Genomic DNA, 12,401 nt, shown 5'->3' with positions numbered 1-12,401 from the left:
CATAGCGGAGAAGACGTTTGAGTACTGTTCGAAAACAAGTAGTTCAACATCAGCATAAGGGCGCCAGCATATTTTGGGTGATACTTGCCTTAGCGCTCGGGACATTTGCTTTAGGCACCACAGAGTTCGCTTCCATGACCTTAGTGCCTTACATCGCCAGTGATTTAGGGGTTGATGTTGCTCAAGTGAGCTATGCCATTAGCGCCTATGCACTGGGAGTTGTGATCGGTTCACCCATTATTATGGTGCTAGCCGTGAGAGTCAGGCGACGGACATTACTGATTGCTTTAGCGACTTTAATGGCGTTAGCCAATGGTTTAAGTGCGTTAGCGCCCTCATTGAATTGGTTAATCTTTTTCAGATTTTTGAGTGGCTTGCCCCATGGTGCTTATTTTGGTGTTGCTATGTTACTGGCCGCTTCTTTAGTGCCGCCAGAAATGAAGGCGCGGGCGGTATCGCGGGTATTTATTGGGTTGACGCTGGCAACGATTATCGGTGTACCATTTGCAACTTGGATGGGGCAAACAGTAGGTTGGCGTTCGGGTATTGGGATTGTGGCGATACTCGCGACGATTACCGCGCTATTGGTGTATTTTTTAGCGCCTAATCAAGCAGTAGCGGATAATGCGAGCCCTAAAAAGGAGTTACAAACCCTTAAAAATCGTGAAGTGTGGTTAACGCTAGGGATCGCCGCTATTGGCTTTGGCGGTATTTTTTGCGTGTATACCTATCTGGCTGAAACCTTAATCCAAGTGACACAAGTTGAGCCCTTCAAAATCCCTATCATGATGGCGGTATTTGGTATTGGCGCGACGCTCGGCACTTTAGTCTGTGGTTGGGCTGCGGATAAATCAGCCTTAGCGGCGGCATTTTGGTCGTTAGTATTAAGCACTGTAGTATTGGCCATTTATCCGAGTGTCACGGGCAATTATTGGGCGTTAATCCCTGTGGTATTTTTCATCGGTTGTGGCTTAGGGTTGGCGACGATAGTACAGGCTAGATTAATGGATGTGGCGCCCGATGGGCAGACTATGACAGGTGCTTTAGTGCAATGTGCCTTTAATCTTGCTAATGCGATTGGCCCTTGGGTCGGTAGTCTAGTGATTTTGTCGGGACAAGGTATTGCAGCCACAGGATATGCTGCGGCATTGTTATCTTTAGGTGGTCTGGTGATGTGGTGGTTGACCCACAGAGAAAGCCGCCGAGCGGTTAGCTTAAAGGTAAATTTGAACCCAAGCCCTGCGAAGTGTACTGACTAGGGAGCATGGGCTGAGGTCTAAGATTCGAGGTGCAGCATGTTATCTTGCATCTCGAATCTATCATTGCATTATCCTCTTGGTTTTCGCTAACCCCTTTGTATGGTGATATCGGCGATATAACCATGTTGGGTGGCGATTAATGCTTGTTTAAGCATGCCTGCCGCTTCATCGGCCGACATAAAATGTGTGGTATCTAATGTTTTACCGCTACTTGGCCAAAAGCCGGTGTCCATACCGCCGGGATACACGGCAATCAACTTCATTGGGCTTTGTTTAAGCTCTAATCGTACCGACTCAACAAATCCTCGCACCGCCCATTTTGCCGCGCAGTAAGTTGACTCACCCGCCTTGGCTGCGAGCGCTGCGGTGGACATCACTATTACCACAGTTATCGCTTCATCTTTATAGCGTTTGACTAACTCACGCACTAACAAAATCGTCGAGGTTACATTGTTATTGAGTAGGCTTTGGATATCGCGTACGCCTTGGGTTTCAATCGCGCCAAAATAGCCGCTGCCCGCACAATGGATAACGGTTTTTGGTGTCGCAGTAAGACCATCAAATAGCGCTTCGATGCTTGTTTCACTGGTGAGATCGGCAGCGATCGCAGTAATAGAGTGTGTGGAAAATGGCGTTAATGTATTAGCAACAGTATACAAACGCTCGGTATTGCGGCCTGTGAGTGTAAGTGGTTCATTCTCTTTGGCGTAGAGTGATGCTAGCGCCGCGCCTAAACCACTGCTGGCGCCGGTAATTAATATCATAGTGACCTCGGTTAATACTGCCTTTGCTTGAAAACTTCAGCTTAAACTCAGCTCAGCGGTGCGCTTCTATTCATGCTAAGGCGAGCGGTTAGATTAAGCTAAATAGCGGTTGATCAAATACGATTTCATCACCGTCTTTTGCCCAAATAGCGCGGATTACGCCATCGCGTTCAGCCTGAATCGGATTCATCATTCGCATCGCTTCGATAATGCAAATCACCTCACCTTGGCTAACCCTTTGGCCCACTTTTACCAGCGGTACATCATCGGGCTCGATTGCCGCATAAAAAGTACCGACCATGGGCGAGACTTGCACAAAACCTTCGGTATTTGGCGGGCTTGATACCTGTGAAACCACACTTGATGAAACATTATACTGGTTAGTCATCTTTGCCTGTGGGCTTATCGGCGCTGCGGATATCGATGGCTGCGTGGAAATAGTCGCTGGCATAGGGCTATAGCGGGTGATACGAATCGACTCTTCGCCTTCGGTTATCGCCAGCTCTGCGATATCCGATTCTTGGACTAATTCAATGAGCTTTTTAATTTTACGAAGATCCATTGCCATTGTTTTGCCCTTGCAAAGTACGCTATTGAATAGGATTTATTGTGGTTGATTTAATCGCTTAACGGCGGCTGCGAGTGCAAACTCATAACCCTGTGCGCCAAAACCGCAGATCACGCCTATTGCCTTATCGGAAAAATAAGAATGCTGGCGAAAGGCCTCACGGGCATGCACATTAGATAAATGCACTTCATAAAAAGGAATATCGACCCCAAGTAAGGCATCACGCAGCGCAACGCTGGTATGAGTAAAAGCGGCGGGGTTGATAATAATCAGTTGTGCATCGGTCGCATGAATCGCATTGATAAGCTCAAACTCGGCATTGGACTGAATATGTTCCAGCTCGACTCCAGCTTGTTTTGCCTGCTGGTGTAGCTCTGTCACTATGCCAGCTAAGGTTTGATGACCGTAAACGCTGGGCTCGCGGCGGCCTAGAAGGTTCAGATTAGGGCCATTGACGAGTAAAATTTTGTGACTCATTGCGCTTTCCTTTACCTAGTGCCTTGGATTAAAGCTGGGAGGCATTTTTTAGTTTTGTAGATAGGTCACTAACTTAACCTGTTCAAATCTATTTTGCATTATCTGTTCATCGATTATGTGTGAGCCGATTATGCCATTGAAATTCTGCGCCATTATTGGCCGATTTTAACTGCGGCCTAATGCTTATCTAAAGTAGTCGCGCTACTCATTCTGATTAAAGCTAATAATCAGTCTTTTGCTGACGCATGGCTTTAGTCGCGCCTTTTTGTTTTTTTGTGTCTAAGCGCCGAGTTTGGCTGCCCTTAGTGGCGCGGGTCGGGATACGCTTTTTTTGTACTTCACCGACACTCGCCACTAAGGCAATAAATTGTTCTAAAGCTGTCTGGCGGTTGGAGTCTTGGCTACGACTGGCTTGGCATTTTATAATAATTTTGCCGCTTTTAGTGATGCGGTGATCCGCCTTATTGAGCAAGCGTTCTTGATAGAATTCAGGTAATGATGAGTTTTTAATATCGAAAATCAGCTGTGCGGCGGTGGATACTTTATTTAAGTGCTGGCCACCCGCGCCACTTGAGCGGATAAATTGCCACTCGATTTCATTTTCCTGAAGTTCCACACGGTTTGAGATTGTTATCATGGCAAACTTAGGCTTCTTTCAGCGTAGATTGAGAAGTCATCAATAACTGCTTATCGCTTTCCAATAGATTTGTTATCATCGGCGCATTATTTTCAAGGCATGGACCAAGATCTGTGCTTGCGAAAAGTGTTCTCGATTCGGAGTGCCTCTATGTTATGCCAAATCCCCGATATTGCTAAGGGTGTTATCAGTCTTTTTGCCAGTGGTCGATTGTCTTCCTCCGATTATCGCACTCGTTTACAGCCGGTGATTAAAAGTTATCGTGAAGATTGGGGGCAGGTCTGTCTGTATATTGAGGCCGATGTACTGCTCGAAGGCTGGGAATTTGAGTCACTGACAGGTAGTGGTGAAGTCCAGTTACCGAGTTTTGAAGCCCTAGTATTTGTGGGTGGCCCAGATTGGGTCGGTAATTCGGTACGGTTGCTGGGGCCTTTTATGCAAGGCGAAGTTGCTTGGTTTCCGTTAGAGCAAAAAGCCAAAGCGATTGCTTGGATCACAAAACGCTCAAATAGCTAATGGCCCCAAATGGGCTTTATTTATAAGGAATTAAATATGTCTTTGTTGGATTTTGGTGCTGTTAAATCGCCTATCTCTAAACTTGTTGCGATAGCATTGGTGCTAGCGTTTACCGCAGGGCTGAGTGCCTGTGCACCTGAAGTGGGCACGGATGCTTGGTGTAAACAAATGAAAAATAAGCCATCTGGCGATTGGACAGCTAACGAAGCGGCTGATTATGCTAAACACTGTGTGTTTAAATAATTGAGATACTCATTAATCAGTGCGTAATGTAATAAGGTGATATTTGAACTCTTCCGCTAAGCCTTTCTTTACAAGAATGGTGACCCTACTGATAGCGATAATTGTGCTGCAATTTGCCGGTGCGAATTTTGGTGCCCATCAGCTACACATGGGCAACGGCGCGGAAGAATCTGATAACCATCCCCATTTACAATTTAGTGCGTCAGTGACGACTTTCACTCAGTGTCTCGATTGCGTATGCCCAAGCGAGCAAAGTTTCGGGTTTGCACTTGATGTTGATATAGCCGGCAAAACAGCGGCTAAAAATCTAGGCAGTGAATTACATTCACACTTAGTGAAAACTACCGAAATACAAGATTTTGATTTGTGCCTTGATTGCCAATGTCATGGCGGTCACGTGGCGCTGTTATCCTCAGTGCTTAACCAGCCTGAGCAGGCGCTAGAAAGCGTTTACCTTGCTAACGATTTAACCTATTTCTCACCAGACAATCTCCCTAAGTACCGCCCACCTATCGTTTAATTCTTCAATATTTTGCTTATGCCTCGACCGAGAATAATTGATTCATCTTATTGAATCTGATTCTTTGCCGTGAGGTAAGCCATTGACATTCATCCCTATAAAAATGCCTTAACTGGCGCGCTGCACGATTAGCCGATTACTAGCCAATTATTAACTAATTTTTGGTTTACGAGTCGCTAGCGGTGCAGCCAGTGGTGCATTTTGCCCATGTATAGCATGGCGGGGTGATTCGAGCGGCGCTGATTAACTCAGCCCTATTGATTTGAGCCTAACAGTGAGTATGCACTCACATTAAGGCGCACAAGTCAGCCGTTCCACATTCGATATTGTTAGGATTTACGATGAAAAAAACGATTCTCGCATATGCCTTGTCTTCGTTATTGAAGCTAGGCCAGTCTGGTTGTCGATATAGTTTATTGGGCAGCGGTTTATTGCTGACTCTTGTGTCCGCACCCTTTGCCCTAGCGGCAGAAAATCACCTCACTGAAACTTATTCCCTCGAAGCTAAGGCATTTAAGGCTCAGTCACTGGGTTTACCCACCTCAAAAATAGCAGTGCCATACATGGCCTTTGGCCAATGGCTGCCTGAGTTACTCATACAGTTCAATCAGTTACCTGAAGTGCAGGCGCAGCTTGTAAAGCAACAACAAACTGAGCTGGTGATTCAAGCCGCAGATCGCGCTGTGTATAACCCCGAGCTTGGGCTTAATTATCAACATGCCGATACAGACTCCTACAGCGTAGGGCTGAGCCAAACCCTTGATTGGGGCGATAAGCGCGCCGTAGCAATGCATAGTGCTGAACTTGAAGCACAAATCCTGTTAGCAGACATAGGCTTAGAGCGTAGCCAAATGTTAGCCGAACGTTTACTGGCGTTGGCAGAACAAGCGCAAAGCCGCAAGGCACTGACTTTTGCTGAGCAACAATTCAGGTTTACCAAGGCGCAGCTCAATATTGCCGAGCAGCGGTTAGCTGCTGGGGATTTGTCTAACGTCGAGTTGCAACTAATGCGCTTGGAGCTCGCGACCAATACCGCCGATTATGCGCTTGCCGAGCAGGCAAATTTAGTCGCTGACGGCAAAGTGATTGCACTACTGGGCGGTCATCATTTTGCCTTCGCTGAGTTTATCGAAGAAATTAAGCGCTCGGTGACACAGTTGAAAGGCGATGTGAATACAGCGTCAACTTTGCCGGCTCTTTCGAGTGCTTACCAACAAGTGTTGCTTGCCAGAGTCAACACGATGCAAGTGAAGGCAAACGCTTCAGCGGACCCGACTATCAGTATCAGCGCTGAAAAAGAGGGCACTGATAATAAGCTCGGTGTTGGTGTATCGATTCCTCTGCACGTGCGTAATAACTACAGTGAGTTACAAGCTGTGGCCGATAAGGGCATCGCGATCGCGCAGCAAGGCTATCTTGCCCGTGAGCGAGTACTTACCGCCAAGCAGCAACAAGTCCTCCATGCGTTACCTCGTTTATTAGAGCGTTACCAAGACTGGCGCGAGCTAGTGCAAACCTCGGCCGCAAAAGCGGCTAAATCCTTAGACCAACAATGGCAGGCGGGTGATGTGAGTACTAGCGAGTACTTACAGGGTCGCCGTCAGTTGGCCGCCAGCTATTTAGTGGGCTTAAACCTAGAAACGGCTATTTATCAAAGCTGGTTATCTTGGATGGGCGAAAGCGGCCAGCTTATGCCCTTATTGGACGGCTCCGCTGAACCGAAAAGCTTAACGCCAAGCGCCGTTGTACGCACAGTCAAATAATGAGGTAACACCAATGAATTTAAATAATCACTTTAACGCTATCGAGTCTTATACGGTTGTTATGTCAGAAATAATTGTCATGTCTAAATCGACTGCAGCTGAAATCACCCCGCCTGCAAAGCGTCAATTTAAACTGTCGACACTCGCCCTCGCATTATTTGTGCTTGGCTGTGGCGCGCTTTTTACCGCGCAATCTTCATGGGCTGGGGATGATCACGCTTCAGTCACGAAAACGGAGCCTGCGGATGAACATGGCGAACAAGCACTGAGGTTGACACCAGCGCAGCAAGCTTTAGCGGGCATTAGCTTGTTGCCGTTGTCGAGCGATAGCTTGAATATCGCCAACTTAAATCTGGATATTAGTGCAACAGCAACCTTAGTGGTGGATCGCGATAGAACCGCAACCCTCGCTCCGCAGCTTGATGTCCGTGTGCTGGCACGCCATGTGGTACCTGGGCAAGAGGTTAAAAAAGGTGAGCCTTTACTTACCTTGGGCGGCACTGCGGTTGCCAAGGCGCAGGCAGATTATATCAATGCCGCCGCTGAATGGAGCCGAGTTAAACGCATGAGCGAAGGCGCTGTGAGTGCTAGCCGCCGTATGCAGGCACAAGTGGATGCCGAACTTAAACGGGCGATTTTAGAGGCCGTGAAAATGACGAGCGCGCAAATTCGCACATTAGAATCAACGCCTGAAGCGATTGGTAGTTATCAACTGTTGGCACCGATTGACGGTCGGGTGCAACAGGATATCGCCATGCTAGGGCAAGTGTTTAGTGCCGGTACGCCGTTAATGCAGCTGACCGATGAATCCTATTTATGGGTCGAGGCGCAGTTAACGCCAACGCAAACTGCACATATAAATGTCGGCAGCGCTGCCTTGGTACAAGTGGGTGATAAAACGCTGGCGGGTAAAATTATTGGCCGATCCCATGAACTTGATAGCGTGACGCGCACCGAGCAAGTGCTAGTGAGTATGCCCAATCCTAATCATGTGTTGCATGCGGGGCAATTTGCCGAGCTGTATTTTGCCAATACTATCGCCAACTCTGCTGATAAGGCTGGTGGAATTGTGCTGCCCGATGCGGCGCTTACCCGTAGCGGCGATGGTGATTGGCAGATTTTTATTCAAGATGAAGATGGTTTTGAATCGATTGAGGTTGAAGTGGTGCAGCGTCAGCGTGGGTTGAGTGTGGTGCAAAGTGCTGAGCTTGAAAAAGCTAGACAAGCACAGCTTAAGGTCGTGGTTAGTGGGGCATTTTTCTTAGCATCTGAGTTGGCGAAAGCGGGCTTTGATATCCATAACCACTAATGTTGCCACTGAACGCTTGAGGGATTTTGTATGTTACAAAAGTTAATCGAAGCCGCGATTAAAAATCGGCTGTTAGTGGTGTTGGCGCTGCTCGCTATGATAGTAGCAAGCGTGTTTATGTTACCTAAATTAAATCTTGATGCTTTTCCCGATGTCACCAACGTGCAAGTGACCATTAATACTGCCGCTGAAGGATTAGCGGCTGAAGAGGTCGAAAAGCTCATTAGTTATCCAGTGGAATCGGCTATGTACGCCTTACCTGCGGTAACTGAGGTTCGTTCGTTATCGCGTACTGGCTTATCTATCGTGACCGTAGTCTTTGCCGAAGGGACGGATATTTACTTTGCCCGCCAGCAGGTGTTTGAACAGTTGCAAGCGGCGCGGGAGATGATCCCAAGCGGTGTAGGTGTACCTGAAATTGGCCCCAACACATCAGGGTTAGGGCAGATCTATCAATATATTCTGCGCGCCGAACCCAGCTCTGGCATCAGTTCTACCGAATTACGTAGCTTAAATGATTATCTAGTGAAACTGATACTGATGCCCGTTGGCGGCGTGACTGAAGTGTTGTCTTTTGGTGGCGATGTGCGCCAATACCAAGTGCAGGTCGACCCCAATAAGCTGCGTGCCTATGGCTTGTCGATGGCGCAAGTGACCGAGGCGCTTGAAAGCAATAACCGTAACGCTGGCGGTTGGTTTATGGACCAAGGCCAAGAGCAGCTGGTGGTGCGCGGTTACGGTATGTTGCCCGCAGGAAAAGAGGGTTTAGTGGCGATCGCACAAATCCCTCTTACGGAGGCTAAAGGTACACCCGTGCGCGTGGGGGATATCGCCAAAGTGGATTTTGGCAGTGAAATCCGTGTCGGCGCGGTTACGATGACGCGCCGCGATGCTAGCGGAGAAGCGCAACCTCTTGGTGAAGTGGTGGCGGGTGTGGTGCTTAAACGCATGGGCGCTAACACTAAGGCGACGATTGATGATATTAGCGCGCGGGTGAAGCTTATTGAGCAGGGATTGCCCGACGGTGTGTCTTTTGAGGTGTTTTACAATCAAGCTGATTTGGTCAAACAAGCCGTAACGACGGTGCGTGATGCGCTGTTAATGGCCTTCGTGTTTATCGTGGTAATTTTAGCGCTGTTCCTTGTCAATATTCGGGCTACCTTGCTGGTGCTGTTATCCATACCCGTTTCTATCGGGCTGGCGTTAATGGTGATGTCCTATTATGGGCTGTCGGCAAACTTAATGTCGCTGGGAGGTTTAGCCGTGGCGATCGGCATGTTAGTCGATGGTTCGGTGGTGATGGTGGAGAATATTTTTAAGCATCTCACTCAACCAGACCGCCGACATTTTCTGGACGCAAAAATACGCGCCGATGATGAGCGGGACCCCTATCACGGCGATGAGGATGGTGATCAGCAGGCCAATATGGCTGTGCGCATCATGCTTGCAGCAAAAGAGGTGTGCAGCCCTATTTTTTTTGCGACCGCGATTATTATTGTGGTGTTTGCACCGCTGTTTGCCCTCGAAGGGGTTGAAGGTAAGTTATTTCAGCCGATGGCGGTGAGTATTATTCTGGCGATGATATCGTCACTGTTGGTGGCACTTATTGCGGTGCCAGCCCTTGCCGTGTATCTGTTCAAACATGGCGTGGTGCTTAAACAAAGTATCATTTTAGCGCCGCTGGATACGGCTTATCGCAGGCTACTGACAGCAACACTCGCAAGGCCAAAAATGGTGATACTCAGTGCTCTATTGATGTTTGGTTTTAGCTTATTGTTATTACCGCAATTGGGTACAGAGTTTGTTCCTGAGCTAGAAGAGGGCACGATTAATATGCGAGTGACGCTGGCACCGACCGCCAGTTTAGCCACATCGCTTGAAGTGGCGCCTAAACTTGAGGCTATTTTGCTAGAGTTTCCCGAGGTGGAATATGCCTTAAGTCGCATTGGCGCGCCTGAGCTTGGCGGCGATCCTGAGCCTGTGAGTAATATCGAAATTTATATCGGGCTCAAACCAATAGATGAGTGGCAATCGGCGAGTTCACGTTTAGCATTACAACGCTTGATGGAAACTAAACTCAGTGTGTTCCCAGGGCTTTTACTCACCTTTTCACAACCGATTGCAACGCGGGTAGATGAGTTGCTTTCGGGCGTAAAAGCGCAATTGGCGATCAAAATATTCGGCCCAGATTTAGCGGTATTGTCACAGAAGGGCCAAACGCTCACTGATTTAGTCGAAAAGACCCCCGGCGCTGTGGATGTATCACTTGAGCAAGTCAGCGGTGAGGCGCAATTAGTGGTGCGGCCAAAGCGCGAGCTATTGGCGCGCTATGGCATAAGTGTCGACCAAGTGATGAGCCTTGTTAGCCAAGGCATTGGCGGTGCGAGTGCGGGACAGGTTATTGATGGTAATGCCAGATACGACATCAATCTGCGCCTCGCGGCGGAGTTTCGCCAAAGCCCTGATGCGATTAAAGACTTGCTACTCAGTGGTACTAATGGTGCCACGGTACGCTTAGAAGAAATTGCCACTGTAGAGGTAGAAATGGCGCCGCCGAATATTCGCCGTGACGATGTGCAGCGCCGCGTGGTGGTGCAGGCTAACGTGGCAGGGCGCGATATGGGCTCAGTGGTAAAAGATATCTATGCTTTAGTACCACAAATTGACTTACCGGCAGGCTATACGGTGATCATTGGCGGGCAGTATGAGAATCAGCAACGGGCTCAGCAAAAGCTAATGTTAGTGGTGCCAGTTTCTATCGTCTTGATTGCCTTGCTGTTGTACTTCTCTTTTGGTTCGTTTAAGCAAGTGTTACTCATCATGGCGAATGTACCCTTAGCTTTGATTGGCGGCATAGTGGCTTTGTATGTCAGTGGCACCTATTTATCTGTGCCTAGCTCAATTGGCTTTATCACTCTATTTGGTGTGGCCGTACTTAATGGTGTGGTGTTGGTGGATTCTATTAATCAGCGCAGGCAAAGTGGTGAAGCACTGTATGACTGCGTATATGAAGGAACCGTTGGGCGTTTGCGACCGGTATTAATGACAGCACTGACCTCGGCCTTAGGCTTGATCCCTATTTTATTATCTTCGGGCGTGGGCAGCGAAATCCAAAAGCCGCTGGCTGTGGTGATTATTGGTGGCTTGTTTAGCTCGACAGCACTGACGTTACTGGTATTACCAACCTTATATCGATGGTTGTATAGAAACGATAAGCGCTTCGATGAAGTTGATTAACCTCAAGTAAGCCGTCATCGTGGGCAATAACTTGTTATATTTCGGGTTATTGCCCACATTGTAGACAGAGTTATCACATTGACTAAAAGTCTAAAAATCAGCGAGCTATCGCGCCGTGGTTGGGCTAATCTTAAAGTCGACATTTAAGGACGTTAATTTCTGGAGAGCGTTATGATCGCTGTAATTTTTGAAGTCATCCCGACCAAAGAAGGAAAAGAAGAGTATATGCACGTGGCAGCTGAAATGCGCCAGTATTTAGAAGGTCGTACAGGCCTGATTTCGATCGAACGTTTTCAGAGTTTAACCGACGATGGCAAAGTGCTGAGCCTGTCGTTTTGGGAAGACCAAGCCTCTATTACCCAGTGGCGTAATCAAATGGCACACAGCATTGCTGAGCAAACGGGCATAGTGCCTTGCTTGTTTAATTCTTACCGTATTCGTGTCGCCGAAGTGGTACAAGATTACAGTGAAACGATACACATTGAAGCTGAGTAATTGCTTATCTAACGGACATAAAAAAACCATCGAAGTCGATGGTTTTTTTATGTCCGGCGCTAAGATTGTAGATTATTTTTCTTGCTGAGCTTTTAGTAAGTCACGGATTTCTGAAAGTAACTCTTGCTCTTTGGTTGGTGCTGGCGGTGCAGTAGGCGCCGCTTCTTCTTTGCGCTTTAAGCGGTTAATCGCTTTAACACCCATGAAAATGGCGAAGGCGATAATCGTAAAGTCGATAATAGTTTGAATAAATTTACCATACGCAATAACAACTGATGGTGCATCACCTTGAGCGGCCTGCAGCACTATGCTCAAATCGCTAAAATTAACCCCGCCTAGGATAATACCAATCGGTGGCATGATGATATCGGCTACAAAAGACGACACGATTTTTCCGAATGCGGCACCAATGATAATACCTACAGCCATGTCGATGACATTGCCGCGTGACGCAAAAGCCTTGAACTCTTTAAGTAAGCTCATCGGTGTTTCTCCAAAATTAAGATTAAATGTTAAATGTTATTATAAAAACTATATCTGCAAATCCGAATAAATTTTGCTGTTTGCTACCTTAGTAAGCTTATAGTGGCTTGTGGATTAAGGCAATTATGAG

13 protein-coding genes are annotated in these 12,401 nt (G+C 47.6%); 8 read left to right on the top strand and 5 right to left on the bottom strand.

All coding sequences use genetic code 11. The annotated features are described in order from the left end of the window. The first annotated feature begins 17 nt into the window (after window positions 1–17). Entirely contained in the window at window positions 18–1,259 is a 1,242-nt protein-coding gene (locus tag C9I43_RS13770; protein WP_107883799.1) for an MFS transporter, read from the top strand. Between the two features lie 86 nt (window positions 1,260–1,345). Here the strand turns inward: C9I43_RS13770 and C9I43_RS13765 are convergent, their stop codons facing one another. From C9I43_RS13765 to arfB, 4 genes are all read right to left on the bottom strand, one after another. Beyond that, the gene (locus C9I43_RS13765) at window positions 1,346–2,023 is read right to left on the bottom strand and encodes an SDR family NAD(P)-dependent oxidoreductase (protein ID WP_107883798.1); all 678 of its coding nucleotides are present in this window, start codon (window positions 2,021–2,023) and stop codon (window positions 1,346–1,348) included. Between the two features lie 88 nt (window positions 2,024–2,111). Next, window positions 2,112–2,591 carry an acetyl-CoA carboxylase biotin carboxyl carrier protein gene (gene accB, locus C9I43_RS13760; protein ID WP_107883797.1) on the bottom strand — a complete coding sequence of 160 codons (480 nt, stop codon included), beginning with the start codon at window positions 2,589–2,591 and terminating at the stop codon, window positions 2,112–2,114. A gap of 36 nt (window positions 2,592–2,627) precedes the next feature. Next, the gene (gene aroQ, locus C9I43_RS13755) at window positions 2,628–3,068 is read right to left on the bottom strand and encodes a type II 3-dehydroquinate dehydratase (protein WP_107883796.1); all 441 of its coding nucleotides are present in this window, start codon (window positions 3,066–3,068) and stop codon (window positions 2,628–2,630) included. 220 nt (window positions 3,069–3,288) lie between these two features. Next, window positions 3,289–3,705, bottom strand: a complete 417-nt coding sequence (gene arfB / locus C9I43_RS13750) for an alternative ribosome rescue aminoacyl-tRNA hydrolase ArfB (RefSeq protein ID WP_076498654.1) — start codon at window positions 3,703–3,705, stop codon at window positions 3,289–3,291. Window positions 3,706–3,855: 150 nt separating this feature from the next. Here arfB and C9I43_RS13745 point away from each other — a divergent pair, with 150 nt between their 5' ends. The 7 genes from C9I43_RS13745 to C9I43_RS13715 all read left to right on the top strand — a co-directional run bounded on the left by C9I43_RS13745 (window position 3,856) and on the right by C9I43_RS13715 (window position 11,788). Continuing rightward, window positions 3,856–4,221, top strand: a complete 366-nt coding sequence (locus tag C9I43_RS13745) for a SpoIIAA family protein (RefSeq protein WP_107883795.1) — start codon at window positions 3,856–3,858, stop codon at window positions 4,219–4,221. A gap of 36 nt (window positions 4,222–4,257) precedes the next feature. Further along, window positions 4,258–4,464 carry a DUF3012 domain-containing protein gene (locus C9I43_RS13740; RefSeq protein ID WP_107883794.1) on the top strand — a complete coding sequence of 69 codons (207 nt, stop codon included), beginning with the start codon at window positions 4,258–4,260 and terminating at the stop codon, window positions 4,462–4,464. A gap of 76 nt (window positions 4,465–4,540) precedes the next feature. Further along, entirely contained in the window at window positions 4,541–4,984 is a 444-nt protein-coding gene (locus C9I43_RS13735; protein ID WP_107883793.1) for a hypothetical protein, read from the top strand. A 341-nt stretch (window positions 4,985–5,325) separates the two neighbouring features. Next, window positions 5,326–6,747 (top strand): TolC family protein, encoded by a 1,422-nt coding sequence (locus tag C9I43_RS13730; RefSeq protein WP_107883792.1) that lies wholly within the window; start codon window positions 5,326–5,328, stop codon window positions 6,745–6,747. A 13-nt stretch (window positions 6,748–6,760) separates the two neighbouring features. Beyond that, window positions 6,761–8,056 (top strand): efflux RND transporter periplasmic adaptor subunit, encoded by a 1,296-nt coding sequence (locus tag C9I43_RS13725; protein ID WP_107883791.1) that lies wholly within the window; start codon window positions 6,761–6,763, stop codon window positions 8,054–8,056. Between the two features lie 30 nt (window positions 8,057–8,086). Continuing rightward, complete coding sequence (locus C9I43_RS13720; protein ID WP_107883790.1) at window positions 8,087–11,293, top strand: efflux RND transporter permease subunit; 3,207 nt, start codon at window positions 8,087–8,089, stop codon at window positions 11,291–11,293. A gap of 171 nt (window positions 11,294–11,464) precedes the next feature. After that, window positions 11,465–11,788 carry an antibiotic biosynthesis monooxygenase family protein gene (locus C9I43_RS13715; RefSeq protein WP_107883789.1) on the top strand — a complete coding sequence of 108 codons (324 nt, stop codon included), beginning with the start codon at window positions 11,465–11,467 and terminating at the stop codon, window positions 11,786–11,788. Window positions 11,789–11,860: 72 nt separating this feature from the next. Here the strand turns inward: C9I43_RS13715 and mscL are convergent, their stop codons facing one another. Beyond that, entirely contained in the window at window positions 11,861–12,271 is a 411-nt protein-coding gene (gene mscL, locus C9I43_RS13710) for a large-conductance mechanosensitive channel protein MscL (RefSeq protein ID WP_076498634.1), read from the bottom strand. Window positions 12,272–12,401: the final 130 nt, after the last annotated feature.

Source organism: Shewanella morhuae (genome assembly GCF_003028295.1).
Taxonomy (GTDB): domain Bacteria; phylum Pseudomonadota; class Gammaproteobacteria; order Enterobacterales; family Shewanellaceae; genus Shewanella; species Shewanella morhuae.
This window is presented reverse-complemented; position numbering and strand designations above follow the sequence as displayed.

Bases quoted from the DNA above. Each gene is read 5' to 3' on its own strand.
- C9I43_RS13715 (WP_107883789.1), top strand. From the start codon at position 11,465: ATGATCGCTGTAATTTTTGAAGTCATCCCGACCAAAGAAGGAAAAGAA.
- C9I43_RS13735 (WP_107883793.1), top strand. From the start codon at position 4,541: ATGGTGACCCTACTGATAGCGATAATTGTGCTGCAATTTGCCGGTGCG.
- C9I43_RS13740 (WP_107883794.1), top strand. From the start codon at position 4,258: ATGTCTTTGTTGGATTTTGGTGCTGTTAAATCGCCTATCTCTAAACTT.
- accB (WP_107883797.1), bottom strand. From the start codon at position 2,591: ATGGCAATGGATCTTCGTAAAATTAAAAAGCTCATTGAATTAGTCCAA.
- C9I43_RS13745 (WP_107883795.1), top strand. From the start codon at position 3,856: ATGTTATGCCAAATCCCCGATATTGCTAAGGGTGTTATCAGTCTTTTT.
- C9I43_RS13725 (WP_107883791.1), top strand. From the start codon at position 6,761: ATGAATTTAAATAATCACTTTAACGCTATCGAGTCTTATACGGTTGTT.
- mscL (WP_076498634.1), bottom strand. From the start codon at position 12,271: ATGAGCTTACTTAAAGAGTTCAAGGCTTTTGCGTCACGCGGCAATGTC.
- aroQ (WP_107883796.1), bottom strand. From the start codon at position 3,068: ATGAGTCACAAAATTTTACTCGTCAATGGCCCTAATCTGAACCTTCTA.
- C9I43_RS13720 (WP_107883790.1), top strand. From the start codon at position 8,087: ATGTTACAAAAGTTAATCGAAGCCGCGATTAAAAATCGGCTGTTAGTG.
- arfB (WP_076498654.1), bottom strand. From the start codon at position 3,705: ATGATAACAATCTCAAACCGTGTGGAACTTCAGGAAAATGAAATCGAG.
- C9I43_RS13765 (WP_107883798.1), bottom strand. From the start codon at position 2,023: ATGATATTAATTACCGGCGCCAGCAGTGGTTTAGGCGCGGCGCTAGCA.
- C9I43_RS13730 (WP_107883792.1), top strand. From the start codon at position 5,326: ATGAAAAAAACGATTCTCGCATATGCCTTGTCTTCGTTATTGAAGCTA.